Origin of the sequence: Methyloversatilis sp. (assembly GCF_051861465.1) — a bacterium.
GTDB lineage: Bacteria > Pseudomonadota > Gammaproteobacteria > Burkholderiales > Rhodocyclaceae > Methyloversatilis.
On sequence record NZ_JBHYCQ010000004.1, the window covers coordinates 65,172 to 90,356 of the forward strand.

The 25,185-nt window shown below is 64.3% G+C and carries 26 protein-coding genes and 3 tRNA genes; 24 read left to right on the plus strand and 5 right to left on the minus strand.

What is annotated here, in order from left to right:
* Positions 1–5 precede the first annotated feature (5 nt).
* The 4 genes from fabD to fabF all read left to right on the plus strand — a co-directional run bounded on the left by fabD (position 6) and on the right by fabF (position 3,330).
* Complete coding sequence (fabD, locus tag ACTIFF_RS06775) at positions 6–944, plus strand: ACP S-malonyltransferase (RefSeq protein ID WP_439536151.1); 939 nt, start codon at positions 6–8, stop codon at positions 942–944.
* A complete protein-coding gene (gene fabG, locus ACTIFF_RS06780; RefSeq protein WP_306476019.1) occupies positions 944–1,690 on the plus strand; it encodes a 3-oxoacyl-ACP reductase FabG in 747 nt (248 codons plus the stop codon). Before fabD ends, fabG begins: the two co-directional genes overlap by 1 nt.
* A 132-nt stretch (positions 1,691–1,822) precedes the next feature.
* On the plus strand, positions 1,823–2,068 hold the full coding sequence (gene acpP / locus ACTIFF_RS06785) for an acyl carrier protein (RefSeq protein WP_069040177.1): 246 nt from the start codon (positions 1,823–1,825) through the stop codon (positions 2,066–2,068).
* A gap of 23 nt (positions 2,069–2,091) precedes the next feature.
* Entirely contained in the window at positions 2,092–3,330 is a 1,239-nt protein-coding gene (gene fabF, locus ACTIFF_RS06790) for a beta-ketoacyl-ACP synthase II (RefSeq protein ID WP_439536152.1), read from the plus strand.
* Between the two features lie 386 nt (positions 3,331–3,716).
* Here the strand turns inward: fabF and nadB are convergent, their stop codons facing one another.
* Positions 3,717–5,333 carry an L-aspartate oxidase gene (nadB, locus tag ACTIFF_RS06795; protein ID WP_439536153.1) on the minus strand — a complete coding sequence of 539 codons (1,617 nt, stop codon included), beginning with the start codon at positions 5,331–5,333 and terminating at the stop codon, positions 3,717–3,719.
* Between the two features lie 251 nt (positions 5,334–5,584).
* Between nadB and rpoE the strand changes: the two genes are divergently transcribed.
* The 20 genes from rpoE to ACTIFF_RS06895 all read left to right on the plus strand — a co-directional run bounded on the left by rpoE (position 5,585) and on the right by ACTIFF_RS06895 (position 20,310).
* A complete protein-coding gene (gene rpoE, locus ACTIFF_RS06800) occupies positions 5,585–6,184 on the plus strand; it encodes an RNA polymerase sigma factor RpoE (protein ID WP_069040772.1) in 600 nt (199 codons plus the stop codon).
* 5 nt (positions 6,185–6,189) lie between these two features.
* Positions 6,190–6,711, plus strand: a complete 522-nt coding sequence (locus ACTIFF_RS06805) for a sigma-E factor negative regulatory protein (RefSeq protein WP_439536154.1) — start codon at positions 6,190–6,192, stop codon at positions 6,709–6,711.
* Positions 6,712–6,791: 80 nt separating this feature from the next.
* Entirely contained in the window at positions 6,792–7,676 is an 885-nt protein-coding gene (locus ACTIFF_RS06810; protein ID WP_439536155.1) for a MucB/RseB C-terminal domain-containing protein, read from the plus strand.
* The gene (locus ACTIFF_RS06815) at positions 7,676–8,104 is read left to right on the plus strand and encodes a SoxR reducing system RseC family protein (protein WP_439536156.1); all 429 of its coding nucleotides are present in this window, start codon (positions 7,676–7,678) and stop codon (positions 8,102–8,104) included. The genes ACTIFF_RS06810 and ACTIFF_RS06815 overlap by 1 nt, the downstream gene beginning before the upstream one ends.
* The gene (locus tag ACTIFF_RS06820; RefSeq protein ID WP_439536157.1) at positions 8,101–9,555 is read left to right on the plus strand and encodes a DegQ family serine endoprotease; all 1,455 of its coding nucleotides are present in this window, start codon (positions 8,101–8,103) and stop codon (positions 9,553–9,555) included. The genes ACTIFF_RS06815 and ACTIFF_RS06820 overlap by 4 nt, the downstream gene beginning before the upstream one ends.
* Positions 9,552–9,815: a glutaredoxin family protein gene (locus tag ACTIFF_RS06825; RefSeq protein ID WP_439536158.1), complete on the plus strand. Its 264-nt coding sequence runs from the start codon at positions 9,552–9,554 to the stop codon at positions 9,813–9,815. Before ACTIFF_RS06820 ends, ACTIFF_RS06825 begins: the two co-directional genes overlap by 4 nt.
* Positions 9,816–9,888: 73 nt before the next feature.
* Positions 9,889–11,682, plus strand: coding sequence for a translation elongation factor 4 (lepA, locus tag ACTIFF_RS06830; protein WP_305632978.1), 1,794 nt, complete (start codon positions 9,889–9,891; stop codon positions 11,680–11,682).
* Positions 11,683–11,700: 18 nt separating this feature from the next.
* Entirely contained in the window at positions 11,701–12,513 is an 813-nt protein-coding gene (gene lepB / locus ACTIFF_RS06835; RefSeq protein ID WP_439536159.1) for a signal peptidase I, read from the plus strand.
* Between the two features lie 27 nt (positions 12,514–12,540).
* Entirely contained in the window at positions 12,541–12,906 is a 366-nt protein-coding gene (locus ACTIFF_RS06840; RefSeq protein ID WP_439536160.1) for a DUF4845 domain-containing protein, read from the plus strand.
* Between the two features lie 4 nt (positions 12,907–12,910).
* On the plus strand, positions 12,911–13,588 hold the full coding sequence (rnc, locus tag ACTIFF_RS06845; RefSeq protein ID WP_439536161.1) for a ribonuclease III: 678 nt from the start codon (positions 12,911–12,913) through the stop codon (positions 13,586–13,588).
* Positions 13,585–14,547 (plus strand): GTPase Era, encoded by a 963-nt coding sequence (gene era, locus ACTIFF_RS06850; protein ID WP_439536162.1) that lies wholly within the window; start codon positions 13,585–13,587, stop codon positions 14,545–14,547. The genes rnc and era overlap by 4 nt, the downstream gene beginning before the upstream one ends.
* 58 nt (positions 14,548–14,605) lie before the next feature.
* Complete coding sequence (gene recO, locus ACTIFF_RS06855; protein WP_439536163.1) at positions 14,606–15,340, plus strand: DNA repair protein RecO; 735 nt, start codon at positions 14,606–14,608, stop codon at positions 15,338–15,340.
* Positions 15,341–15,343: 3 nt separating this feature from the next.
* A complete protein-coding gene (locus ACTIFF_RS06860) occupies positions 15,344–16,099 on the plus strand; it encodes a pyridoxine 5'-phosphate synthase (RefSeq protein ID WP_439536164.1) in 756 nt (251 codons plus the stop codon).
* Positions 16,096–16,485 (plus strand): holo-ACP synthase, encoded by a 390-nt coding sequence (gene acpS / locus ACTIFF_RS06865; protein WP_439536165.1) that lies wholly within the window; start codon positions 16,096–16,098, stop codon positions 16,483–16,485. The genes ACTIFF_RS06860 and acpS overlap by 4 nt, the downstream gene beginning before the upstream one ends.
* The gene (nagZ, locus tag ACTIFF_RS06870) at positions 16,482–17,516 is read left to right on the plus strand and encodes a beta-N-acetylhexosaminidase (RefSeq protein ID WP_439536166.1); all 1,035 of its coding nucleotides are present in this window, start codon (positions 16,482–16,484) and stop codon (positions 17,514–17,516) included. Before acpS ends, nagZ begins: the two co-directional genes overlap by 4 nt.
* Positions 17,517–17,549: 33 nt before the next feature.
* Positions 17,550–19,331, plus strand: coding sequence for an excinuclease ABC subunit UvrC (gene uvrC / locus ACTIFF_RS06875; protein WP_439536167.1), 1,782 nt, complete (start codon positions 17,550–17,552; stop codon positions 19,329–19,331).
* A 4-nt stretch (positions 19,332–19,335) separates the two neighbouring features.
* Positions 19,336–19,908, plus strand: a complete 573-nt coding sequence (pgsA, locus tag ACTIFF_RS06880) for a CDP-diacylglycerol--glycerol-3-phosphate 3-phosphatidyltransferase (protein ID WP_439536168.1) — start codon at positions 19,336–19,338, stop codon at positions 19,906–19,908.
* Positions 19,909–19,978: 70 nt separating this feature from the next.
* Positions 19,979–20,054, plus strand: a tRNA-Gly gene (locus ACTIFF_RS06885).
* Between the two features lie 68 nt (positions 20,055–20,122).
* Positions 20,123–20,196: transfer RNA gene (locus ACTIFF_RS06890), tRNA-Cys, on the plus strand.
* A gap of 38 nt (positions 20,197–20,234) precedes the next feature.
* A tRNA-Gly gene (locus tag ACTIFF_RS06895) sits at positions 20,235–20,310 on the plus strand.
* A 120-nt stretch (positions 20,311–20,430) separates the two neighbouring features.
* Here the strand turns inward: ACTIFF_RS06895 and ACTIFF_RS06900 are convergent.
* From ACTIFF_RS06900 to ACTIFF_RS06915, 4 genes are all read right to left on the minus strand, one after another.
* Positions 20,431–22,059 carry a methyl-accepting chemotaxis protein gene (locus tag ACTIFF_RS06900; RefSeq protein ID WP_439536169.1) on the minus strand — a complete coding sequence of 543 codons (1,629 nt, stop codon included), beginning with the start codon at positions 22,057–22,059 and terminating at the stop codon, positions 20,431–20,433.
* Between the two features lie 235 nt (positions 22,060–22,294).
* Positions 22,295–23,377, minus strand: coding sequence for a calcium/sodium antiporter (locus ACTIFF_RS06905; protein WP_439536170.1), 1,083 nt, complete (start codon positions 23,375–23,377; stop codon positions 22,295–22,297).
* 31 nt (positions 23,378–23,408) lie between these two features.
* The gene (locus ACTIFF_RS06910; protein ID WP_439536171.1) at positions 23,409–23,933 is read right to left on the minus strand and encodes a DNA-deoxyinosine glycosylase; all 525 of its coding nucleotides are present in this window, start codon (positions 23,931–23,933) and stop codon (positions 23,409–23,411) included.
* Complete coding sequence (locus ACTIFF_RS06915) at positions 23,933–24,814, minus strand: tetratricopeptide repeat protein (protein WP_439536172.1); 882 nt, start codon at positions 24,812–24,814, stop codon at positions 23,933–23,935. Before ACTIFF_RS06915 ends, ACTIFF_RS06910 begins: the two co-directional genes overlap by 1 nt.
* Positions 24,815–25,185: the final 371 nt, after the last annotated feature.

The window sequence follows — 25,185 nt, forward strand, 5'->3', positions numbered from 1 at the left end:
CGAACATGCAGAAACTCGCATTCGTATTTCCCGGGCAGGGTTCGCAGTCGGTCGGCATGATGGCCGCCTATGGCGACGATCCTGCCATCCGCAGCACTTTCGACGAAGCGTCCGCCGCGCTGGGCGAAGACCTGTGGTCGATGGTGTGCGAAGGTCCGGCCGAACGCCTTGCCCTCACCACAAACACCCAGCCCTTGATGCTGACCGCGGGCGTTGCCGTGTATCGCAGCTGGATGGCACGTACCGGTCGTCGTCCCGACATGGTCGCGGGCCACAGCCTGGGCGAATACGCCGCGCTGGTGGCGGCTGGGGTGCTTGAGCTGGCTGACGCGGTGCCGCTGGTCCGTCTGCGCGCTCAGGCGATGCAGGACGCCGTGCCGGCAGGAACCGGCGCCATGGCCGCTGTACTCGGACTGGACGCAGCGGCGGTACAGGCCTGCTGCGAGGAAGCGGCAAAGGGGCAGATCGTCAGCGCCGTCAACTTCAATTCGCCGGAGCAGACGGTGATTGCCGGCCATGCCGAGGCGGTGACGCGCGCCATGGCGCTGCTGTCGGAGCGCGGAGCCAAGCGCACCGTGGCGCTGCCCGTCAGCGCGCCCTTCCATTGCGCCCTGATGCAGCCGGCTGCAGCACGCCTGGCCGAAGCGCTGCCGGAGGTGGCGTTCGCCCGCCCGGCGATCACCCTGATCAACAACGTCGACGTTGCCTCGCCCGATGAACCGGACGCCATCCGCGATGCGCTGGTGCGTCAGGCTGCTGCGCCGGTGCGCTGGGTCGAAGTCATCCAGCGCATGGCTGAGCTCGGCGCTGTCACGGTGGCGGAATGTGGTCCGGGCAAGGTGCTTGCCGGGCTGACCAAGCGCATCAACCGCGAACTCACCGGCGTGGCGCTCGCTGACGCCGCGGCGCTTGACCAGCTGGCACAACAGATCGGAGCCCGATGATGAGCGTACTTGACGGACAGACAGCGCTGGTCACCGGTGCCAGCCGCGGCATCGGTCGCGCGATCGCGCTGGCACTCGGCGCCGCAGGGGCGACCGTGATCGGTACGGCCACCACCGAAGCCGGTGCGGCAGGTATCCAGCAGGCGCTTGATGGTGCAGGCATCAAGGGGCGTGGCATCGTGCTCGATGTCACCCGCAGCGAGGACATCGCCACGGCGATGTCCGGCATCGAACAGGCGTTCGGTGCCGTTACGGTGCTCGTCAACAACGCCGGCATCACGCGCGACAACCTCGCGATGCGGATGAAGGACGAGGAATGGCAAGCCGTCATCGACACCAATCTGAAGGCCGTGTTCACCATGTCGCGCGCCGTGATGCGAGGCATGATGAAGGCGCGCAACGGTCGTATCATCAACATCACGTCGGTGGTGGGCGAGACCGGAAACCCCGGCCAGGCCAACTACGCCGCCGCCAAGGCCGGCGTGGCTGGCATGAGCATGGCGCTGGCGCGCGAACTGGGTTCGCGCAACATCACGGTCAATTGCGTGGCGCCGGGCTTCATCGCGACCGACATGACCGATGCGCTGGGCGACACGGCACGCGATGCCCTGCTGGGGCAGATTCCGCTCGGCCGTCTCGGCACGACGGACGAGGTCGCTGGCGCCGTTGTGTTTCTCGCCTCGCCGCAGGCCGCTTACGTGACCGGCAGCACACTGCACGTGAATGGCGGCATGTTCATGCATTGACGCGCGCGCCGTCCGCGGTATTGCCGGCCGGTCGTTGCCGGCGAAGCGGGGCAGGCTTTCTGTTACACTCGCGCCACTTTTTTTAGTGCCCTGACGGACTCGTCAGGGCTTACACAGGGAAGGAGTTTCGCAATGGAAAACATCGAACAACGCGTCAAGAAGATCGTCGCCGAACAACTGGGCGTGAACGAGGCCGAGATCAAGAACGAATCGTCGTTCGTCGACGATCTAGGCGCCGATTCGCTCGATACGGTCGAACTGGTGATGGCACTCGAAGAAGAATTCGAGTGCGAGATCCCGGACGAAGAGGCGGAAAAGATCACTTCGGTGCAGCAGGCCATCGACTACGTGAATGGCCATCTCGCCGGCAAGGCCTGATCGTTCATCGGACGGAGTACGTTTTGGCACGTAAAAGAATTGTCGTGACCGGTCTGGGAATCATTTCCCCGGTCGGCAACACCGTAGGGCAAGCCTGGGAAAACATCCTGGCGGCAAAGTCGGGTATCCGGCGCATCACGCGCTTCGACCCGTCCGAGCTGCCGGTGCAGATCGCAGGCGAAGTGCGCGATTTCGACGTCGCCAACTATCTGTCTCCGAAGGAAGCGCGTCGCTTCGACACCTTCATTCATTACGGCATCGCTGCGTCGATGGATGCGATCCGCGATGCCGGGCTGTCTGCATCGCCCGACAATGCGGAACGCATCGGCGTGTGCGTGGGCTCGGGCATCGGTGGTCTGCCGATGATCGAGGAAACGCACAACGTCATGCTGGCCGGCGGTGCGCGCAAGGTGTCGCCGTTCTTCGTGCCGGGATCGATCATCAACATGATCTCCGGCATCATCGCGATCAACTACGGTTTCAAAGGTCCGAACTTTGCAACCGTCAGCGCCTGCGCGACGGCCAATCATTCCATCGGCGAAGCGATGCGCATCATCGAATACGGCGATGCGGACGTGATGATCGCCGGTGGTGCCGAATCGACCATCTGCCCGCTCGGCGTTGCGGGCTTCGCGGCGGCAAAGGCCTTGTCGGGTCGCAACGACGATCCTGAAGCGGCCAGCCGGCCGTGGGATACCGGACGTGACGGCTTCGTGCTCGGCGAAGGCGCCGGCGTGCTGGTGCTCGAAGAATATGAGTACGCAAAGGCGCGCGGCGCTCGTATCTACTGCGAACTGGCAGGTTACGGCATGAGTGCGGATGCCCACCACATCACCGCGCCATGCGAGGACGGTGAAGGAGCTTCGCGCAGCATGAACAATTCGCTGCGCAACGCCGGCATCGCAACCGACGGCATCGACTACATCAACGCGCATGGCACCTCGACGCCGCTTGGCGACATTGCCGAGACAGTGGCGGTCAAGCGTTGCTTCGGCGAGCACGCCAGGAAGTTGTGCGTCAGTTCGACCAAGTCGATGACCGGCCATGCGCTCGGCGCGGCGGCAGGAATCGAAGCGGTGGTGACCGTACTGGCCCTGCATCACCAGATCGCGCCACCCACCGCGAACCTGCGGGATCAAGATCCGCAGTGCGATCTCGATTACGTGCCGCTGGTGCCGCGCGACTTGCGCATCCGCGCGGCGATGTCGAACGCGTTCGGCTTCGGCGGGACCAACGCGACGTTGGTGTTCAGCCAGTTGTAGGGGCGTCGTTTCGGGCATGGACGGTTCCGCCGCTTTTGCCCGTATCGAACTTGAGGGGTCGCGTTGCTGCAACGCGGCCCTTTTTGTTTGCGTGGCCGCGCTGATCGCGGCGGTGACGCTGCAGCCAGCGGTTGCGCCGGTGGCCGCAGCCGCACTCGCGCTCACGGTACTTGCGCGACGGCGCGCTGCCTGGATACGCATTCAGTTGAGCGAAGCGGGGCATATGACGGTCTGGCGCGCCGACGGGCGGGTCACGGCCGGCCGCCCCGTCACGGGACGAACCGGGCACGGGTGGGTGTCGCTGAGCCTCCAACCCGATCACGGCAAAGGCTGCACGCTGATGCTGTTCGGCGACCAGTTCGTCGGAGCCGACGACTTCCGATGCTTCAGGCGCTGGCTGCGTGCAGCACTTCCTGATGCCGCACACGACGCGGGCGCAGGATGGTCGGGCTGGCGATCGCGCTGGTTTCCGGATAATCCAGGCTGAAGTGCAGGCCGCGACTTTCGTGTCGCTGGATGGCGCTGCGTACGATCAGATGGGCGGTGAGCACCAGATTGCGCAGTTCGATCAGGTCGTTGCTGATACGGAAATGCGCGTAGTACTCATCGATTTCACGCTCCAGCAGGCGAATGCGGTGCAGTGCGCGTTCCAGGCGCTTGTTGGTGCGCACGATGCCCACGTAGTCCCACATGAAACGTCGGAGCTCCTCCCAGTTGTGGGCGATCACCACCTGCTCGTCGGCGTCGGTCACGCGGCTTTCGTCCCATGGCGGAAGAGCCGGTGGGGCGACCGGCTTGCGCGAAAGGATGTCCCGCGCCGCCGCAGTGGCATACACCAGGCATTCGAGCAGTGAATTGCTCGCCAGCCGATTGGCGCCGTGCAGCCCGGAGTACGACGTTTCGCCGATCGCATACAGGCCGTCGACATCGGTGCGCGCGCGCTGGTCGACCTTCACCCCGCCGCAGGTGTAGTGCGCCGCCGGCACGACCGGAATCGGCTGCTGCGTGATGTCGATGCCCAGCTCGAGGCAGCGGGCGTGAATGTTGGGAAAGTGGCTGACCAGGAAATCGGCCGGCTTGTGCGACACGTCCAGATACACGCAGTCCAGGCCGCGCTTCTTCATTTCGTAGTCGATGGCCCGCGCCACGACGTCGCGCGGCGCCAGTTCGGCGCGCTCGTCGTGCGCCGGCATGAAGCGTTCGCCATCCGGCAGGCGCAGCAGGCCGCCTTCGCCGCGCATCGCTTCAGTGATCAGGAAAGACTTGGCGTGGGGGTGGTAGAGGCAGGTCGGATGAAACTGGATGAATTCCATGTTGCCGACGCGGCAACCCGCGCGCCACGCCATGGCAATGCCGTCGCCGGTCGCAGTGTCCGGATTGGTCGTATACAGATACACCTTGCCGGCGCCGCCCGTGGCGAGCACGACGACGGGCGCCGCGAAGGTGATGACATCGCCGGATTCGATGTCGAGGATGTAGGCGCCGGCGCAGCCGAGTTCCGGGCGGCCAATCTTCCAGCCCACGATGAGATCGACGGCCAGGTGGCGCTCGAAGATGTGGATGTTCGGGTGACTGCGCACCTGACCGGTCAGCGTGGTCTGGATCGCCGAGCCCGTTGCATCATCGACGTGCACGATGCGCCGGTGGCTGTGGCCACCTTCCCGCGTGAGGTGATAGCCCAGTTCGCCCTGTGCATCACGCGTGAAAGGGACGCCGCGTGCGATCAGCCATTCGATGGCCTCGCGGCCGTGTTCGACAACGAAGCGGGCCGCTTCTTCGTCGCACAGGCCGGCGCCGGCGACCAGCGTGTCTCGCAGGTGGTGCTCGACCGAGTCCGCGCTGTCGAGCACGGCCGCGATGCCGCCCTGGGCCCAGCTCGAGGCCGAATCCTCGACCTGCTTCTTCGTGATCAGCGCCACGCGCTGTCCTGCCTCGGCAAGGCGGAGCGCCAGTGCCTGCCCGGCGAGTCCGCTTCCAAGTACCAGCGCGTCGAAATTCAACACGGGAAAGAGCCGTTCGATAAAGCGCGCACTATATCGCAGCGGCTGCCCGGCAAGATGTTCTGTGCGCAACCGCACGCTTTTGGCGTTCTGCGCAATGACCGGATGAACTTTGTGGACATGCCCCGGTCTGTTGCAGCATGGACGCGACCCTTACCCCCCTTCAAGCAGTACTCAGGCCTGAGCGCTCGGATATACTGCGCGCCAGTTCAAATGCCGTACCGGTGAAAGATCCGGGCAAAGCAACCGCACAGATGAGCGAGCGAGAAGTTGACCAGTTGCTGGTCGAGCGGGCGCAGCGCGGCGACAAGCAGGCCTTTGGTCTGCTCGTTACCAAGTACCAGCGGAAGCTCGGCCGATTGCTTTCCAGACTCATACGTGATCCGGCTGAAGTGGAGGACGTCGCTCAGGAGGCTTTCATCAAGGCCTATCGCGCGCTCCCCTCGTTCCGCGGCGAAAGTGCTTTCTATACCTGGCTTTACCGGATCGGCGTGAATACCGCGAAGAACTATCTGGTTTCGCAGGGACGACGCGCGCCGACGAGCACCGAATTCGATTCTGAAGAAGCCGAAAATTTCGACGACAGCGACAACCTGCGCGACATCAACACGCCGGAACGACTGCTGCTGACCAAGCAGATCGGCGAAACGGTGAATGCCGCGATGGACGCGCTGCCGGAAGAACTGCGCACAGCGATCATGCTGCGCGAGCTCGAAGGCATGGCATACGAAGAAATTGCGACCGTGATGGACTGCCCGATAGGCACCGTGCGCTCGCGTATTTTCCGCGCCCGCGAGGCGATTTCGGAAAAACTGCGGCCGTTGCTCGACACGGCGCCTGACAAGAGGTGGTAAGACCCATGAAAGAAAATCTGAGCGCGTTGATCGACAACGAACTCGAAGACCGCCAGGCCCAGCAGGTGCTGGATCGTCTGCACGCCGACGGTGACCTGCGCGACGAATTTGCGCTGCAGGTTGCGGTGGGCGACGCCTTGCGCGGCGACATCGGACTTGGCGCCGCCTTCACCGCGTCGGTCATGAGCCGGCTTGATGATGAGCCGACGGTTCTGGCACCGGTCACCCGCCGGACAGCGGCCACCCCGAAGCGCATGTGGATGTCGGCAGCGGCTGCGGTGTCCGGCGTTGCACTCGTATCCTGGCTCGGGCTTGACCTGATGCCGGCCGGCACGCCTGTCCAGATGGCGGCCACCCAGACGCCGGCGAGCTATACACCGCAGGTACGCGCCTCAGTCGTGAACAACGATGCGCCCCTGCGTGCCTATCTCGTTGCACACCATGGCTACTCACCCACGGGGAGCATGCAGGGCGTTGCGCTCTATGCGCGTGGTGTTTCGGATGTCTCGGCCGACGACCGTCGATGATCTTCCGCGCAGTCTGCTTGCTGGCAGCCCTGATCGGCGGGCCGGTCGCTTGGGCGCAGAGCCAGGCTGAAGCGCTTTCCATGTTGAGCCGGGCGGTCACTGCCTCGCAGAACATGTCCTATGCGGGCACCTTCGTGTACCAAAGTGGTGCAAACGTCGAAACGTCCCGCATCGCTCATTATGTCGACACCGACGGCAACTCGATCGAACGGCTTGAAGTGCTCGACGGCAGTCCGCGCGAGGTGGTGCGCATCAACGACGAGGTGCGCTGCTACCTGCCGAAAGAGAAGATTGTCATCGAGGATCGGCGGGGTTCGCGCAAGACGTTCCCGTCGCTGCTTCCGGAATCGATCAACTCGCTGAGCGAGTTCTATGCCATCAAGCGCGGCGCACCCGGCCGGGTCGCCGGGTTCGAGACGCATTCGGTGCTGCTCGAACCCAAGGACGGCTTCCGTTTCGGATACGTGTTCTGGATCGAGGCACAGACCGGACTGTTGCTCAAGGCGCGCATGGTCAATGAACGCGGCGAGGCGATCGAACAGTTTGCCTTTGCCCAGCTTGAAATAGGCCTCCCGCTCAGCCGCGACGATGTGCGTTCGCGCATGGCGGCGATGTCCGAAGGTTGGGCGGTGCACTCCGCCAGTACGACCACCGGGCAAAACGTGGACGTCGGCTGGGTGGCCAGCGCGCCGGTGCCGGGCTTCCGTCAGATCGCCGGGATGCGCCGCTCGCTCGGCCCGGATCGGCCTGACATGGTGCACATGGTGTTCTCTGACGGCCTCGCGGCGATATCGGTGTTCATCGAGCCGTTCCGCAAGGAAGACGGCAACTTCATCGGGCCGATGAAGCATGGCGCGGTCAATGTGTTCAAGCGCCGTGTCGGCAACTTCATCGTCACCGCGCTCGGCGAAGTGCCACCGCACAGCCTGCTCCGCATGGTCGAGGGCGTGGAGCAGAAGCGTTGATGGACATCCGGCAGGGTCAGGTGCGACGCGTCGCCGGTCGCCTTGCCTGGGTGGACGTCGTGCGCAGCAGCGGCTGCGGCCGCTGTGACGATGTCGGTGGCTGCGGCCAGGCCTGTTCAGCCCGCCCGACCACCTACGTGATTCCGATATCGCACGCGGTCGCGGAAGGCGATCGTGTCGAAGTGTCGGTTCCGCAAAGCGCTCCGCTGGTTGCCGCGCTGATGACCTACGGCGTCGGACTCGCTGCAATGTTTGCCGGTGCGCTGCTTGCGCGCGTCGTCGTCGGTGACTCGGATCTGGCGGTTGCAGCCGGGGCCGTTACCGGCCTCACCGCATCCGTGCTGTGGCTTCGACGCGTGCAGCCGCGTGCCGAGCTGCTGCCGGCGATCCGTGCCGTTCCGCAAACCCGAACCCGTCCGGAACCATGAAAGCATTCATTGCCGCGCTGTTCCTGAGTTTTGTCACATCTCTCGCCATGGCGGCGGCGCCGGCGCAACCCCCGGCACTACGCCAGTTGCCGGATTTTTCCGAGCTGGTCGAGAAGCAGGGGCAGGCGGTCGTAAACATCAGCACGACGCAGAAGGTCAGCACGCGTGCCATGCCGCAGATGCCCCCCGGCATGGACGAAAACGACCCGATGTACGACTTCTTCCGTCGCTTTGTGCCGCAGCAACCCGGCGGCCCGGGTTCGCCGGATGCGCGCTCGCTAGGATCCGGCTTCATCGTGTCGGCCGACGGTTACCTGCTGACCAATGCGCATGTCGTCGATGAAGCGGAGGAAATCACCGTCAAGCTCAGCGACAAGCGCGAATTCAAGGCGCGTGTGATCGGCGCCGACAAGCGCACCGACATTGCGGTGCTGAAGATCGACGCAACCGGCCTGCCCACGGTGAAGTTCGGCGACGCAACCAAGCTGCGCGTCGGTGAATGGGTGGTGGCCATCGGTTCGCCGTTCGGCTTCGAAAGTTCGGTCACGGCTGGCATCGTGTCGGCCAAGGGGCGCTCGCTGCCGCAGGAAAACTTCGTGCCCTTCATCCAGACCGATGTGGCGATCAATCCGGGCAATTCCGGCGGACCGCTGTTCAACCTGCGCGGCGAAGTGGTGGGCATCAATTCCCAGATCTACAGCCGCAACGGTGGCTTCATGGGGCTGTCGTTTGCGATCCCGATCGACGTCGCGATGGACATCCAGTCGCAACTGCGCGCCAACGGGCGTGTGCAGCGCGGGCGCATCGGTGTCGTGATCCAGGAGGTGACGAAGGAACTGGCCGATTCCTTCGGCATGAAGCGGCCGGAAGGCGCGCTGGTCAGCTCGGTCGAACCGCGCGGCCCGGCCGAAGTCGCCGGCATCGTGCCGGGGGATGTCATCCTGCGTTTCGACGGCAAACCGGTGGACGGATCGGGCGACTTACCGCGACTGGTTGGCGGCACCAAGCCGGGTGCATCGTCGATCGCCCAGGTCTGGCGCAATGGCGCCACGCGCGACATTGCGGTCACCGTGGCCGAACTGAACGACGATCTGGCCGACCCGCGACGCAGCCGTCGTGGCGGCGGTGCGCCGGACGCGGTACCGCAGTCCAACCGTCTGGGTCTGGTGCTGTCCGAAGTGACGCCACAGCAGCGGCGCGGCATGCAGATCGAAGGTGGCCTGCGGGTGGAAAACATCACCGGCGGCGTCCGGTCGGACCTGCGCATCGGCGACGTCATCCTGGCCGTCATTGCGCGTGGCAAGCAGACACCGGTGTCCACGCTGGACCAGTTCAACAGCATCCTGTCCAGCATGGAACCGAAGGTCGGCCTGACCGTTCTGGTGCGACGGGGCACCAACCAGACCTTCCTGACATTGCGCGTGCAGAACGGTCAGGACGCGGAGAAGTGAGTCCGCCGACGGATGCGCCGACGCTGACGCTCTATCTGCGTCGCTGGTGCCATCTGTGCGACGATCTGCTCGAACAACTGACACCGCTGATTGCACCGCATGGTGTCGAAGTGCGTGAAATCGACATCGACGAGCACCCGGAATTCGAGGCGCCCTATGGCGAGCACATCCCGGTGCTGTGCGCCGGCGAGCGCGAACTGTGCCGTCACCGGCTTGATCCGCAGGCGGTGCAGGCCTATCTGCTAGAATCGCGCGCTTGATCTCGTCGGTCCGGCTGACCAGACAAGGGTGCCGCCATGGGCACCCTTTTTCATTCCTGTTTCCACTCTGACGATGCAGCACATCCGAAACTTTTCCATCATTGCCCACATCGACCACGGCAAGTCCACGCTGGCCGACCGTCTGATCCAGCGCTGCGGCGGTCTGTCCGACCGCGAAATGGAGGCGCAGGTCCTTGATTCGATGGATCTGGAGCGCGAGCGCGGCATCACGATCAAGGCGCAGACTGCGGCCCTTCGCTACAAGGCGAACGACGGTCAGATCTATCAGTTCAACCTGATCGACACCCCGGGTCACGTCGATTTCTCGTACGAAGTGAGTCGTTCGCTGTCCGCCTGCGAAGGTGCGCTGCTGGTGGTCGATGCGTCGCAGGGCGTCGAGGCGCAGACGGTGGCCAACTGCTACACCGCGCTCGACCTGGGCGTGGAAGTGGTGCCGGTGCTCAACAAGATCGATCTGCCTCAGGCGGACCCCGAGAATGCTCGCCAGGAGATCGAGGACGTCATCGGCATCGACGCGACGGATGCGATCCAGTGTTCCGCCAAGACCGGGCTGGGCATCGACGACATCCTCGAAATGATCGTCGTGCGCATTCCGCCGCCCAAGGGGGATCCTGCGGGGCCGCTGAAGGCACTGATCATCGATTCCTGGTTCGACAACTACGTCGGCGTCGTGATGCTGGTGCGCGTGGTCGATGGCGCATTGAAACCCAAGGACCGGATGTTGTTCATGTCGACCGGCGCGCAGTACCAGGTCGATCAGGTCGGCGTGTTCACGCCCAAGTCCCTGCCGCGCGAAAGCCTGTCGGCGGGTGAGGTCGGTTTCGTCATCTGTGGCCTGAAGGAACTGAAGGCCGCCAAGGTCGGCGACACCATCACGCTGGCGGATCACCGTGCGCCCGAGCCGCTGCCCGGCTTCAAGGAAATCAAGCCGCAGGTGTTCGCCGGGCTGTACCCCGTGGAAGCCAGCGAGTACGACCAGCTGCGCGAGTCGCTCGAGAAGCTCAAGCTGAACGACGCATCGCTGCAGTACGAGCCGGAAGTGTCGCAGGCACTGGGTTTCGGTTTCCGCTGCGGCTTCCTCGGCATGCTGCACATGGAAATCGTGCAGGAACGGCTGGAACGCGAATTCGACATGGACCTCATCACCACCGCGCCGACCGTGGTGTATGAGGTGCTGATGAACGACGGCAGCATCGTCATGGTCGAGAACCCGGCCAAGCTGCCCGAGGTGTCGAAGATGTCGGAGATCCGGGAGCCCATCATCAAGGCGGTCATCTTCCTGCCGCAGGAATATCTGGGTGCGGTGATCACGCTGTGCGAGCAGAAGCGCGGGCAGCAGGTGAACATGCTGTATCACGGTCGTCAGGTGCAGCTCACCTACGACCTGCCGATGGCCGAGGTGGTGTTCGATTTCTTCGACAAGCTCAAGTCGGTGTCGCGCGGCTACGCGTCGCTCGATTACGAGTTCAAGGAGTACCGCGCAGCCGACGTGGTGAAGCTCGACATCATGGTGGCCGGCGAGAAGGTCGATGCCCTGTCGGTCATCGTGCACCGGGCCAATGCGCAGTACCGCGGCCGCGAAGTGGCGGCCAAGATGCGCGAGCTGATTCCGCGCCAGATGTTCGACGTGCCGGTGCAGGCCGCGATCGGGGTGCACATCATCGCGCGCGAAACGATCAAGGCGCTGCGCAAGAACGTGCTCGCCAAATGCTACGGCGGCGACATTTCACGGAAGAAGAAGCTGCTCGAAAAGCAGAAAGCCGGCAAGAAGCGCATGAAGCAGGTAGGAAACGTCGAAATTCCGCAGGAGGCGTTCCTTGCCGTACTGCGTGTCGACGACAAATAAAACGACTGGACCCGAATCTTGAACTTTGCACTCATCCTTTTCGTGCTGTGCGTGGTGACCGGCATCCTGTGGGGCCTTGACCGCATGGTATTCGCGCGCAAGCGACCGGCCGGCGCACCGGACCCCTGGTGGGTCGAATACGGCGCCAGCTTCTTTCCGGTCATCATCGTCGTGTTCGGTCTGCGCAGTTTTGTTGTCGAGCCGTTCCGCATCCCCTCCGGCTCGATGATTCCGACGCTGCTGATCGGCGATTTCATCCTGGTGAACAAATTCACCTATGGCGTGCGTCTGCCGGTGCTGCACGACAAGATCATTCCGATGAATGATCCGCAGCGCGGGGATGTCATGGTGTTCCGCTACCCGGCTGATCCGTCGGTCGATTACATCAAGCGCGTGGTCGGCTTGCCGGGCGACACGGTGGCCTACCAGAACAAACGGCTGACCATCAACGGTGTCGAAGTCCCGCTGCAACCGGCGGAAGACTACTTCCACAGCGAGCGCGCCTACTACTCGAGTCGCTTCAGCGAAACGCTGGGCGATGTGCAGCACCACATCCTGAACGACCGCGATGCCCGGGCCGACATCCCGACCGCACTCGATTTTCCGGGGCGCGAAAACTGTGTCTACAATCGCGAAGGGGTGCGCTGCGAAGTGCCGGCCGGCCACTACCTGGTACTGGGAGACAACCGCGACCAGAGTGCCGACAGCCGCATCTGGGGGTTCGTGCCGGACGGAAACATCGTGGGCAAGGCTTTTTTCATCTGGTTTCACGCGGATACCATCCTGCCGCCGAAAGGCATCGATTTCGGCCGTATCGGCAGCTTCAGGTAGTCTGATCGCACCATGAGGAGTCAACAGATGCTGCGCAAGCAATCCGGTCTGAGTCTGGTGGGATTCCTGTTCGTTGCCGGCGTCGCCGGCATCGTTCTGGTACTCGGAATGAAGACGATTCCGGCCGTCATCGAGTACTACACCATCCTGAAGAACGTGAATGCCATCGTGAAGAACGGCGAGATCAAGGGTGGCACGGTGGCCGACTATCGCAATGCCTATTCCAAGCGCTCGATCATGGATGAAATGTCCAGCGTGACGCCCGCCGATCTCGACATCATCAAGGACTCGAAGGGCGTCGAGGTCTCGTTTGCCTATGACCGCAAGGTGCACATGTTCGGGCCAGTGAGCATCCTGTTCGAATTCGAAGGGTCGGCCACCGGGCCGAACTGACGCTGTGACCTCCGCCGGGCAGATCGAGCAGGGGCTCGGCCACGTGTTCGTATCGAAGCACCTGCTGGTCCAGGCGCTGACCCATCGCAGTTTTTCCGCTACGCACAACGAGCGCTTCGAATTCCTCGGCGATGCGGTGCTCGACTGCATTGCCTCCGATCTGCTGTGCGAGCGCTTCCCCGATCTTCCGGAAGGCGTGCTGTCCCGATTGCGTGCCAATCTGGTCAAGCAGGACACGCTGGCGGACATGGCGTGCGAACTCGATCTCGGCAGCGCGTTGCGACTGGGCGATGGCGAGGTGAAGACCGGCGGCCGTTCCCGACCGTCCATCCTCGCCGACGCACTCGAAGCGCTGATCGGCGCCGTGTTCATAGAAGCGGGCTACGGCGCTGCGCGGCAGACGGTCGCGCGGTTGTTCGGCGCGCGCCTGACCAGTCTGGATCCTTACATCGATTCGCGCGACCCGAAAACCGCACTTCAGGAATGGCTGCAGGCACGACACAAGCCGCTTCCGGTCTATGAAATCAGCGCCGTGACCGGGGCCGCACATGCCCAGGCCTTCCGCGCGCGCTGCCGCGTCGAGGCGCTGGGTCTCGCGACCGAAGGCGAAGGCAGCAACCGGCGCACCGCCGAACAGGCCGCGGCATCGCGCGCGCTCGAACAATTGCAGGGACAGACATGACCGATTCCATTGCGGACAGCGAATTGCCGGACACGCCGCCCGATGCATCAACGACCGCGCTGCCGACCACTCCGCCGATTACCCATTGTGGCTTCATTGCCATTGTCGGGCGGCCCAATGTCGGCAAATCGACGCTGATGAACCGTCTGATCGGCCAGAAGGTGAGCATCACCTCGGCCAAGGCACAGACCACCCGGCACCGCATACACGGCGTGCTGACCCGTGACGCCCGTCAGTTCGTGTTCGTCGATACGCCCGGTTTCCAGACGAAACACCGCAATGCGCTCAACCGCGTGATGAACCGCTCGGTGACGCAGGCGCTGGCCGACGTCGACGTGATCGTGTTCGTCATCGAAGCCGGCAAGCTGACCGAAGCCGATCAGGAAGTGATTGCGCTGCTGCCGAAAGACCGGCCGGTCCTGCTGCTGCTGAACAAGACCGACAAGGCGGGCGACCGCGCGAAGCTGCTGCCCTTCGTCGAGCGCATCGCGAAGCTGCACGAGTTCCACGCCATCCTGCCGGTCAGTGCGCAGCGCGGCGACGGGCTCGATGCGCTGATGAAGGTGGCCGGAGAATTGCTGCCGGAAGGTCAGGCCATGTTCGACGCCGATGACTTCACCGACCGCAGCGAACGCTTTCTCGCCGCGGAGTACATCCGCGAGAAGCTGTTCCGGCAACTGGGCGACGAACTGCCGTACGGTCTGGCGGTCGAGATCGAACGCTTCGAGGCGGAAGGCAACCTGCGCCGCATCGCCGCGGCGGTCATCGTTGGCCGCGAGGCACACAAGGGCATCGTCATCGGCCGCAATGGCGAAGTGCTGAAAACCGTTGGCAGCGCGGCGCGGCACGACATGGAAAAGGTGTTCGACTCCAAGGTGTTCCTCGAACTGCACGTGAAGGTGCGCAGCGGTTGGGCCGACGACGAGCGCGCACTGAAAAGTCTGGGTTTCGAGCCGTGAGCCTATTGCCGGTGCATGCCGCGCGGCGGCGCAGCGCGCGCTGCCGGAAGGCGGTCAGGTGAATTCGGGCAAGCAGCGGGTGGACGGCCAGCCCGCCTTCCTGCTGCAGGCCCATCCCTACCGCGAAACAAGTCTGGTGGTCGACGTGTTCAGCCGTGATTTCGGCCGCATCGGTCTGGTGGCACGCGGTGCCAAGCGACCGCGTGCGGCGCTGCGTGGCGTGCTGGTGGAATTCCAGCCGCTCGATCTGGGCTGGTTCGGCCAGGGGGAGTTGCGTACGCTGGCGCGCGCCGAATGGCAGCGCGCATGGCCCATGCTGTCCGGCCCGAGGCTGCTGCTGGGCTACTATCTGAACGAATTGCTGCAGCGACTGCTGGCGCGCGAGGACGCGCACCCGGCGCTGTTCGACCGTTATGCCGACACGTTGCAGAAGCTGGCGCTGGCACCGGGCGAAACGGCCGGCCATCAGGTGCTGTTGCGCAGCTTCGAGAAATCGCTGCTGCAGGAACTGGGGTACGGTCTGACGCTGGACTGCGATGCGCAGGGCGCCGCGCTGGATATCGGCGCGTCCTACCACTATGTGGCCGAGCAGGGTCTGGTGCAGGCTGACGCGGGTGCGCCGGATGTCGTCAGCCTCACGGGCGCGCAGGCGCTGGCGATCAACGGTGACGATTACGGCGATCCGCAGGTCGCGCGGCTGGCACGAACACTGATGCGCATGCTGATCGCGCATTATCTGCAGGGGCAGGAACTGCGAACACGACGTGTATTCATCGAACTACAGGATCTCTGACTCATGATCGAACTGGGCGTCAACATCGACCACGTTGCCACATTGCGCCAGGCGCGCCGTACCTACGAGCCTGACCCGGTGTGGGCTGCCGTGGAGGCGCATCTGGGCGGTGCCGACGGCATCACCGTGCATCTGCGCGAAGACCGTCGTCACATCCAGGACGACGACGTGCGCCGGCTGCGCGATCTGGTGCACATCAAGCTCAATCTCGAAATGGCGGCCATCGATGAAATGGTCGGCATCGCCTGCGGGCTGAAGCCGGAAATGGCCATGCTGGTGCCGGAAGGGCGGCACGAGGTGACCACCGAAGGCGGACTGGACATCGTGTCGCAGGAAGCGCGGCTGCATGGCGTGGTCGGCCGCCTGCGCGATGCCGGCATCGTCACCAGCGTGTTCATCGACGCCGAACTGCCGCAGATCGAAGCGGCAGCGCGTATCGGTGCCCAGGTGTGCGAGGTGCACACCGGTCCGTACGCACATGCTTTTCACGGTTTCGGCCGCGATCGCGAGTCGCAGCCGGTGGCGGTTGAACTGGACAAGGTGCGCGCCGCCGGCAAGGCGATCCGCGATCTGGGCATGCGCTTCAACGCCGGCCACGCGTTGAACTATGCCAATGTGCAGCCGGTGGCGGAGCTGCCGGGCGTGCGCGAACTGCATATCGGCCACGCCATCGTCAGCCGTTCGGTGTTCGTCGGCCTGCGCGAGGCGGTGCGGGAAATGAAGCAACTGATGCGAGAGGCGGCGGGGAGGGCGGCATGATATTCGGTGTAGGCACTGATCTGTGCAGCATCGCGCGGCTGGAACGGCTGGTCACGCGCAATGGCGAGGCGCTGGCACGGCGCATTCTGGCCGTGTCCGAAATGGTGGAGTTCGAGCGCGCACGCGAACCGGCACGCTTTCTCGCCAAGCGCTTCGCGGCCAAGGAGGCGCTCGGCAAGGCGCTCGGGACCGGGGTGCGCGCGCCGGTGCTGCTGCGCTCCATCGCCGTGACGCATGACGACCTCGGCAAGCCGGTGTTCCTGTTCGACGAGTTGCTGACGCAGTGGCTGGACCAGCGCGGCCTGCATCCGCATCTGTCGCTTTCGGATGAGGTCGCGTACGCGCTGGCCTTCGTCGTGGTCGAGCGCACGGAGACCCCGGCATGAGGGATACGCCACCCGGTCCGGTCATGCTCGACGTGGCCGGCTTCGAGCTCGACGCCGAAGACCGCGAGTTGCTGGCGCATCCTTCGATCGGCGGGCTGATCCTGTTTGCTCGCAACTTCAGCGATGCACGCCAGCTCGCCGCACTGACCGAAGCCATTCATGCCGTGCGCACACCGCCGCTGCTGATCGCGGTCGATCACGAGGGCGGTCGCGTACAGCGTTTTCGCAGTGATGGCTTCACCCATCTGCCGGCGATGCGCACGCTGGGCACACGCTACGAAACCGATGCCAGCGCAGCGCTGGGCGATGCGCGCGCCGCCGGATTCGTGTTGGCCGCCGAACTGCGTGCGCTGGGCGTCGATCTGTCATTCACGCCGGTGCTCGATCTCGATTTCGGTGCCAGCGCCGTCATCGGCGACCGTGCCTTTCACGGCGATCCAGCCATCGTCGCCGCACTGGCCGGCGCATTGGCCGAGGGGCTGCGCGCGGCTGGCATGAAGTCGGTCGGCAAGCACTTCCCCGGTCACGGGTTCGTCGCTGCGGATTCGCATGTCGCCATCCCGGTCGACGAACGCGATTTCGACACGATCTGGCGCACCGACATCCAGCCCTATCTGCAACTGGGCCGGCAGATCGATGCCGTGATGCCGGCGCACGTCATCTACCCGGCAGTCGACGCGCTGCCGGCGGGCTTTTCACGCAAGTGGGTGCAGGACATCCTGCGCGGCCGGCTCGAATTCGACGGCGTGGTGTTCAGTGATGACCTGTCGATGGAAGGCGCATCGGTCGTCGGTGACGTCGTCGCACGCGCCGAAGCGGCGTGGGACGCCGGCTGCGACATGGTGCTGGTGTGCAATGCGCGTGATCAGGCGATCCGGCTCATTGACGGCTGGCATCCGGCGCCCGACGCCGTGCGCAGCGCACGCGTCGCGTCGCTGCTGCCGAAGCAGCCGTTCGGCGGCCGTACGCAGCTCGCGCAGGACACACGCTATCGCGATGCGCTCGATCAGGTGCAGCGGCTCACCGCCTGACCGGCCGGCCGTGAAGTTCCGCATGCCTGCCCGATGAGCGTGTTCGACGCCAGGACCTATCTGCAGACGCTGAGCGAGGCGCCCGGCGTCTATCGCATGATCGGTGCCGACGAAGAGGTGCTCTACGTCGGCAAGGCGAAAAACCTGAAGCGGCGCGTGTCGTCGTATTTCCAGCGCACCGCGTCGAGCCCGCGCATCGGCATGATGGTGTCGCAGGTGCAGCGGGTGGATACCACGGTCGTACGCTCCGAGGCGGAAGCGCTTATCCTCGAAAACAACCTCATCAAGAGCCTGCGGCCGAAGTACAACATCCTGTTCCGGGACGACAAGTCCTACCCCTACATCAAGCTCACGCAGGATGCCTTCCCGCGCATCGCCTTCTTCCGCGGCACGGTGGGACGCGATGCGCGCTATTTCGGGCCGCTGCCCAGCGTGTGGGCGGTGCGCGAAACGATACAGCTGGTGCAGCGCGCCTTCCTGCTGCGCACCTGCGAAAACAGCGTGTTCGCCAACCGCTCGCGGCCCTGCCTGCTGCACCAGATCCACCGCTGTTCCGCACCCTGTGTCGGCAAGGTGTCGAAGGCCGATTACGACGAGGATGTGCGACTGACCAGCCTGTTCCTGAGCGGGCGGCACAGCGAGGTGATCGACCGGCTGTCCGACCAGATGAATGCCGCCGCCGAGGCGCTTGCGTTCGAGAAGGCGGCCCAGGTGCGCGACCAGATCAAGGCACTGAGCCGTGTGCTGCACAAGCAGTACGCCGACAGCGCGCGTGACGAGGATATCGACATCGTGGTCGCGGTCGAGCGTGACGGCACCGCCTGCGTCAATCACGCCATGGTGCGCGGCGGTCGCCACCTGGGCGATCATGCGCACTTCCCCGCCGCGGGGCAGGGCAGCGAAGCCGACATGCTGTGTGCCTTCCTCGCCCAGCACTTTGCCAGCCAGCCGCCGCCGGGCCGTGTCATCGTGAATGTGCTGCCGGACGACGATGCCGAAGCGCCCATCCCCGGCACGGCGCTCGCACTGGCGCGCAACGAGCGTGAGCGCGCCTGGGCCGACATGGCGCTGAAGAACGCCGAGATCGCGCTGCGCGTGAAGCTCGACGCCGGCGCACGCGCCACGCACCGCGTGCGCGCGCTGGTCGAGGTACTGGAGCTGGATGTGGCGCCCGAGCGCATCGAATGCTTCGACATCAGCCACACGATGGGCGAAGCCACGGTGGCGTCCTGCGTCGTGTGGGCAAACGGCGCGATGCGCAACAGCGAATACCGCCGCTACAACATCGAAGGCGTCACGCCCGGCGACGACTACGCCGCGATGCGCCAGGTGCTGACGCGCCGCTACGAGAAGGTGGTCACCGGCGAAGGTGTGCGGCCCGATCTGGTGCTGATCGATGGCGGCAAGGGGCAGTTGGGCATCGCGGTCGAGGTAATGGCCGAACTCGGACTCGACCTGCCACTGGTCGGCGTGGCAAAGGGCGTTGAGCGCAAGATGGGGGCGGAAGAACTGATCCGTCCGGGCGTCGAAGCGGGGCTGGTGCTCGGGCCGGAGCATCCGGCACTGCACCTGATTGCCGAAATCCGCGACGAAGCACACCGTTTTGCCATCGCCGGCCACCGTGCGCGGCGCGAAAAGAAACGGCTCACCTCGACGCTGGAAGACATTCCGGGCATCGGTCCGGCGCGCCGCAAACGGCTGCTGACAACCTTCGGCGGACTGAGCGGCGTGCGCAATGCCACGGTCGAAGACCTGTGTCGTGTCGAAGGTATCAGTCGCAAACTGGCCGAACAGATACAGCGGCAGTTAAACTGACTCCATGTTCACCGTACCGACCGCGCTCACCTGGGCGCGCATCCTGCTGATTCCCCTGTTCGTCGGTGTGTTCTTCCTGCCCGAGCGCACGCTGGTGATGGCCGACAAGAACCTCACCGCAACGCTGGTGTTCGTCATCGCCGCGGTGACCGACTGGCTCGACGGCTACCTCGCGCGCACGCTGAACCAGACCACCGCCTTCGGTGCCTTCCTCGATCCGGTGGCGGACAAGCTCATGGTGGCGGCGGCGCTGATCATGCTGGTCGAGCTCGACCGCACCAGCACGGTCATCGCCTTCGTCATCATCGGTCGCGAAATCACCATCTCGGCGCTGCGCGAGTGGATGGCCAAGGTCGGCGCTTCGCGCAGTGTGGCCGTGTCGATGATCGGGAAGATCAAGACGACTGCGCAGATGACGGCCATCCCGATGTTGCTTTACTACGAACCGCTGCTTGGCGTCGACATTGCCTCCATCGGCCGCTGGCTGATCTGGATCGCTGCGGTGCTCACGGTGTATTCGATGGTGTATTACATGCGCCGCGCCTGGCCCGAACTGCGCGCGCGCAAGGCGATCTGAGCACTCGGCAAAATTCTGCACCCGGAGTATTGACAGGTTTCGTGCCGGACCTATAATGCGCGCCTGTCTTGCGGGAATAGCTCAGCTGGTAGAGCGCAACCTTGCCAAGGTTGAGGTCGCGAGTTCGAGTCTCGTTTCCCGCTCCAAGATATTCAAATGGGGGAAGTCCTGCTTCCCCCTTGTTGTTTGCAGCCAGTCAGATGGCGGCACCACCGGCGAGGTGGCAGAGTGGTCATGCAGCGGCCTGCAAAGCCGTGGACGCCGGTTCGATTCCGACCCTCGCCTCCAGTACATCCGTCGGATAACCCGCCCGGGTCATCCGCACCGCGGGAATAGCTCAGTTGGTAGAGCGCAACCTTGCCAAGGTTGAGGTCGCGAGTTCGAGTCTCGTTTCCCGCTCCAGACGAAAAAACAGGAAGCCCTGCTTCCTGTTTTTTTTGTCACCGTCGTTCACCGCGCCCTGCGCTCGCCGCAGCCAGAAGCACCCTGGCTGTTGGCTTGATGAGCCACGTCTCTGACGCATCAGTCCAGTCTGAAGCGGCTGACATGCTCCTTCAGCGTGCGCGAAATGCGCTCCAGTTCATGCGCAGCACTCACGCTGTCACGCATTGATGCGCTGGTGTGTTCGGACATTTCGGCGATGCGGCTGACATGGCCAGAGATTTCCGCTGCGCTGACGACCTGTTGCTGGGCCGCACCGACGACGCTCTTCACGTTCTGCAATGAATCGACCGCCTGCCGGTGGATCTCGGTAAGGAGGGTGTTCGCCTCGTTTGCCAGATTCAGTCCTTTCGTCACCTGCGGGGCCGCCCGTTCCATCGCTTCGACAGCACTTCCGGTGTCCTTCTGTATCAGGGCGATCACTGCAGCGATCTCGGCGGTGGCGCCTGCTGTCCGTTCGGCAAGCTTGCGCACTTCGTCCGCAACCACCGCAAAGCCGCGGCCACTTTCGCCTGCCCGCGCGGCTTCGATGGCGGCGTTCAGTGCAAGCAGATTCGTCTGGTCGGCGATCTCCTTGATGACCTGCGCGATTCCGCCGATCTCATGCGAGCGCTTTTCGAGGCCGTTGATCTTTGATGACGATTCCTGAACCGTCAGTGCTACCCGTTCGATCTCTTCAGCCGCCGTTCTGACCAGACGTGCGCCGGCCTCGGACATTTCGGATGTACGCGTTGAATTGATTTCGGTCTGATTCGCAATTGCCGATACTTCCTGAATGCTCGATTTCATCTGTTCGATGCTGACCGCGGAGACGGCGGACGATTCGGCCTGTTCAGCTGCTGCCGACTGCGCTTCGCGCGAAACATTGCCCACCCGCATGGCGTTCTCCGACAGAGTGCCGGCGGATGCCACGACTTCGGCGAAGATGACGCGCAGCTTCTCCTGCATCGTGGCGACCGCGGCCAGCATGCTGCCGGGGGGCGACACCGGTACCCGCGTGTGCAGATCGCCCTGGGCGATGCGCGAAATCACATTGACGGCTTCGGCCGGCTCTCCACCAATGGCGCGCAGCAGATGCCTTGTGATTCCAAATGCAATGGCGGCCCCCAGGGCAATCGCCAGCGCGCACAGCGCAACCATCAGCAGCGAGAATCCTTCAGCGACGCCGCGCACCACAGCAGTCTGCTGCCGAGTGCGCGATTCCTGCAGGTCGATGAAGCGATTGATCTCGCGCAGCCACACCGTGAAAGCCGGACCTGCTTCGGCAAGAAGAAGCTGGTGTGCGGCATCGGCATTGCCTGCCTTGCGTGCGTCGATCACTTTTCTCACGATGGGCTGGGTGGTCGCTTCCACATTCTTGATCGACGCGAGGATGTCCTTCTCGTCCTGCGTGATGCCTTCACCCGAAGCGAACATCCTGTCGAGCTTTTCGGCCGACTCGGCGTAGAAGCCTTCCAGACGGGTGATGTCCGCGGTGACGCCTGCAAGTTCGCTGTCCGGCACCAGCACGACATCGCGCAGACTGATTGCGCGGTCATGAACGCTGCCGCGAAAGTTGATCGCATATCGCTGCTTGACCGCATTCACGTCCGTGATCGATGTCAGAACGCTGCTGATCGACACCACGCGATTCATGCCGATGGCCGTCACCCCGACCATGAGCGCGATCACTGCGCCGAAGGCCAGTGCGAGACGCTTGCCAATTGTCATGCCTGTTTTCATGTGCGACATCGTCTTGTTTTCTTGTAAGCCTGTCTGTGAACGAGGCTGAGTAACGGAAGACAATGTGCCGACTTGAGTTAAGACTCGTGTCTGGCGCGCACAGGCGTTTGCCTTTGTCCGACGCCGCTTCGGGTTTCGTTTGCGACGCCAGCGTGGCGTGAGAGGAGGGAGCTCGGCTTCCCTTCTTTTTTGTCACCCACGCTCCTGGAGTCCTTGCGCGTTGCTAGGCGCTGGTGCGCCCCTGGCGCAGATGCCGCACCACGATGATGACCAGCGTGATCGCCGTCAGCGGCAGCGCGATGGTCTGCATCACGAAGGCGTAGTCGCCGAGCCCGTCGTGCTCCTTGGCGGCCATGATGAGATAGAGCGTGTAGGCGACGTAATAAGCGAAAAACAGCGCGCCTTCCCAGCGCGCGATCAGGTTGCCGGTCATGAAGATGGGCAGGCAGGCGATGGCGACGGCCGCCATGACAGGAATGTCGAAGGCCAGCATCGAAGGCGGCAGCGAGAGCGCGCTCGGTGCCACCATCGCCGACACGCCGAGCGCGCCCAGGATGTTGAACGTATTGCTGCCGACGACATTGCCGACCGCGATGTCGCGCTGGCCGCGCAGTGCCGCGGTGACCGATGCAGCCACCTCAGGCAGCGAGGTACCGGCAGCGACGATGGTCAGGCCGATCACCGCTTCGCTCAGGCCCAGGTAGCGCGCGAACACGATGGCCGCTTCGACCAGCAGGTTCGAGCCGAGCACCAGCAGCCCGAGACCGACGACGATCAGTGCAATCTGCACCGGCAGCGTCGAGTCCCAGCCCGCGCCTGGGCCGACCACGCTTTCGGCGTACTCGTCGTTCAGTGCCTTCGTCTGGCGGCGGCTCTGGACGATCAGGAAGGTCGTGTAGGCGATCATCAGGCCGACGAACAGCGCGCCGTCACCGAAGGACACGCTGCCATCCAGCGTCAGCGCGACGAACAGCAGTGATATGCCGACCATGATGGGCACTTCCTGGCGGATGAGCTGTTTGTCGACCAGCAGCGGCGTAATCATCGCCGACAGACCGAGGATGAAAAGCACGTTGAAGATATTGCTGCCGACCACGTTGGCAACCGCCATGTCCGTCTTGCCGTTCCAGGCCGACTGCACCGATACCGCCAGTTCAGGCGAACTGGTGCCGAAGGCGACGATGGTGAGCCCGACCACCAGTGGCGAAATGCCGAACGACAACGCCAGTTTCGAGGCGCCGCGCACCAGCAGCTCGGCCCCCGCGATCAGTGCGACAAGGCCGAGGCCGAACAGCAGGAAGGTCATGAAATCGAATCCATAATTTTTAAGAAGGATGTCAGACCGCGACGACCAAAGAGGGTTGCAGCGCGGTCCGCCAGGCCTGCAGCTTGTCGGTTGCCGACAGGCCGGCGTGGGCCGGGCTGGTCGACGGCAGTCTAAGCATGTCGAGCGCGCGGACGTGCGGCATCACGTCTCGCCGGAAGCAGGTTTCGGCCAGCGCGCCATTGAACAGCACGCGCCGGATGCCGGTGTGGCGCCCAAGAAACGCGGCGAAATCGTTGGCCTGGGCGGAGCGAAGATCGATCGCCGAATCCAGGCTGCCGCGTCGCTCGCAGCTCGAAAGCACGTCCCACAGCGCGAGGCCGGCGCCGGTCAGCATCGCCAGCCGTTCGGCGTAGGGCAGCGCGGGGTGGGCGCCAAACAGGGTGCCCATGATGGTCCAGAACTGGTTGCGCGGATGGGCGTAGTACTGATTGGCGTCAAGCGATGCCTTGCCGGGCATCGAGCCCAGGACGAGGACGCGCGCGGTGGCCGGATCGGCCACCGGCGGGAAGCAGCGGATGCGCGAGCCCTCCGCCATCACTTGTTCAGGACGGCCGCCAGTTCGCGGCGGTAGTGGCGCACCAGCGGGTGGTCGCTGCCGAGCAGGTCGAACAGATCGATCAGCGTGCGCCGGCCGGCATCGTCGCCGAAATCGCGGTCGCGTCTGACCACTTCGAGCGCCTGCTTCATCGCGCCCTCCCAGTCTTCTTCCGCCGCGTGCAGCGCCGACCATTCGAGGCGTGCCGCAAGGTCATCAGGATTGCGTGCAATGCGCGCCGCGTAGTCGTGGTCGGCGTCACCTGGCTGGCGCCGTGCGACGGCGATGCGCGCATACAGCGTGCCGACGCGCGCGCGGTCGTTCATGTCGCCCGGCAGCGCATCGAGTGCGGCCTGAGCTTCGTCCAGCTTCGCCTGTGCAATCAGCGCCTCTACCCGGCCCAGCATGGCCGGTTCAAACAGCGGATCGAGGTCGAGCGCGGCCTCGTTCAGCGCCAGCGCCGTGTCAGCATCACCGCGCAGCAGCGCGGCGCGCGCTTCGTCGCAGGTGGGCTCGGCCGGCGATGGCAGCAGGGCGTCGATGAATTCGCGCAGTTCGCGATCCGGCAGCACGCCGGTGAATTCGTCGACCATCACGCCGCCGACGAAGGCCTTCACGTTCGGAATGCCGCGCACGCCGAAGCGGCGCGCCAGTTCCGGGTTGTCGTCCGAATTGATCTTGGCCAGCCGCACCCGGCCGGCGTAGCCGGCTGCCAGCGCTTCGAGCCGCGGCGTCAGCGCCTGACAGGGCTGACACCAGGGTGCCCAGAAGTCGACCAGCACCGGCATGCGTTGTGACACGTCGATCACATCGCGCTGAAAATTGGTCAGGGTGACTTCGATGACGTTGCCACCTGCCCCGTCGGGGGCGTCGGGATGCATGTTCATTCCTTGTGAAAATCGTCGATCCGGACTGCAGTCTGTAGCTCATACCTTCAGATGCGATGCAGCATACAAAGATCAAGCCCGGGCGGGGGGCCGATGTTGCGCCGGGGACGTGCGACAACGGCGTTCTCCCCGCGATCGGCACCGCTCCCGCGGGAACAGCCCCGCAGGCACAGCGCCCACAGGTTCCGCGGCAACCCTGCGCCCTGGGCAGTGACGGCCCGCGAGCCGTCCGCCACGGCACGCTGACTACGCCTCGCGCGAATTGCGAACAAAACGCCGGCGCAACGATCCGACTGCGGTGATCGGTGCCCCCTATATATAATTGCGAATTCGGATCCGCGTGGCGGTGTCCGGCGTCCTTTCCT

Excerpts from the sequence above, each read along its gene's own strand:
- fabD (WP_439536151.1), top strand. The coding sequence starts at position 6 with ATGCAGAAACTCGCATTCGTATTTCCCGGGCAGGGTTCGCAGTCGGTC.
- fabG (WP_306476019.1), top strand. The coding sequence starts at position 944 with ATGAGCGTACTTGACGGACAGACAGCGCTGGTCACCGGTGCCAGCCGC.
- acpP (WP_069040177.1), top strand. The coding sequence starts at position 1,823 with ATGGAAAACATCGAACAACGCGTCAAGAAGATCGTCGCCGAACAACTG.
- rpoE (WP_069040772.1), top strand. The coding sequence starts at position 5,585 with ATGAGCGAGCGAGAAGTTGACCAGTTGCTGGTCGAGCGGGCGCAGCGC.
- ACTIFF_RS06805 (WP_439536154.1), top strand. The coding sequence starts at position 6,190 with ATGAAAGAAAATCTGAGCGCGTTGATCGACAACGAACTCGAAGACCGC.
- ACTIFF_RS06810 (WP_439536155.1), top strand. The coding sequence starts at position 6,792 with ATGTTGAGCCGGGCGGTCACTGCCTCGCAGAACATGTCCTATGCGGGC.
- ACTIFF_RS06815 (WP_439536156.1), top strand. The coding sequence starts at position 7,676 with ATGGACATCCGGCAGGGTCAGGTGCGACGCGTCGCCGGTCGCCTTGCC.
- ACTIFF_RS06820 (WP_439536157.1), top strand. The coding sequence starts at position 8,101 with ATGAAAGCATTCATTGCCGCGCTGTTCCTGAGTTTTGTCACATCTCTC.
- lepA (WP_305632978.1), top strand. The coding sequence starts at position 9,889 with ATGCAGCACATCCGAAACTTTTCCATCATTGCCCACATCGACCACGGC.
- ACTIFF_RS06840 (WP_439536160.1), top strand. The coding sequence starts at position 12,541 with ATGCTGCGCAAGCAATCCGGTCTGAGTCTGGTGGGATTCCTGTTCGTT.
- era (WP_439536162.1), top strand. The coding sequence starts at position 13,585 with ATGACCGATTCCATTGCGGACAGCGAATTGCCGGACACGCCGCCCGAT.
- ACTIFF_RS06860 (WP_439536164.1), top strand. The coding sequence starts at position 15,344 with ATGATCGAACTGGGCGTCAACATCGACCACGTTGCCACATTGCGCCAG.
- acpS (WP_439536165.1), top strand. The coding sequence starts at position 16,096 with ATGATATTCGGTGTAGGCACTGATCTGTGCAGCATCGCGCGGCTGGAA.
- nagZ (WP_439536166.1), top strand. The coding sequence starts at position 16,482 with ATGAGGGATACGCCACCCGGTCCGGTCATGCTCGACGTGGCCGGCTTC.
- uvrC (WP_439536167.1), top strand. The coding sequence starts at position 17,550 with ATGAGCGTGTTCGACGCCAGGACCTATCTGCAGACGCTGAGCGAGGCG.
- pgsA (WP_439536168.1), top strand. The coding sequence starts at position 19,336 with ATGTTCACCGTACCGACCGCGCTCACCTGGGCGCGCATCCTGCTGATT.
- ACTIFF_RS06900 (WP_439536169.1), bottom strand. The coding sequence starts at position 22,059 with ATGACAATTGGCAAGCGTCTCGCACTGGCCTTCGGCGCAGTGATCGCG.
- ACTIFF_RS06905 (WP_439536170.1), bottom strand. The coding sequence starts at position 23,377 with ATGACCTTCCTGCTGTTCGGCCTCGGCCTTGTCGCACTGATCGCGGGG.
- ACTIFF_RS06910 (WP_439536171.1), bottom strand. The coding sequence starts at position 23,933 with ATGGCGGAGGGCTCGCGCATCCGCTGCTTCCCGCCGGTGGCCGATCCG.
- ACTIFF_RS06915 (WP_439536172.1), bottom strand. The coding sequence starts at position 24,814 with ATGCATCCCGACGCCCCCGACGGGGCAGGTGGCAACGTCATCGAAGTC.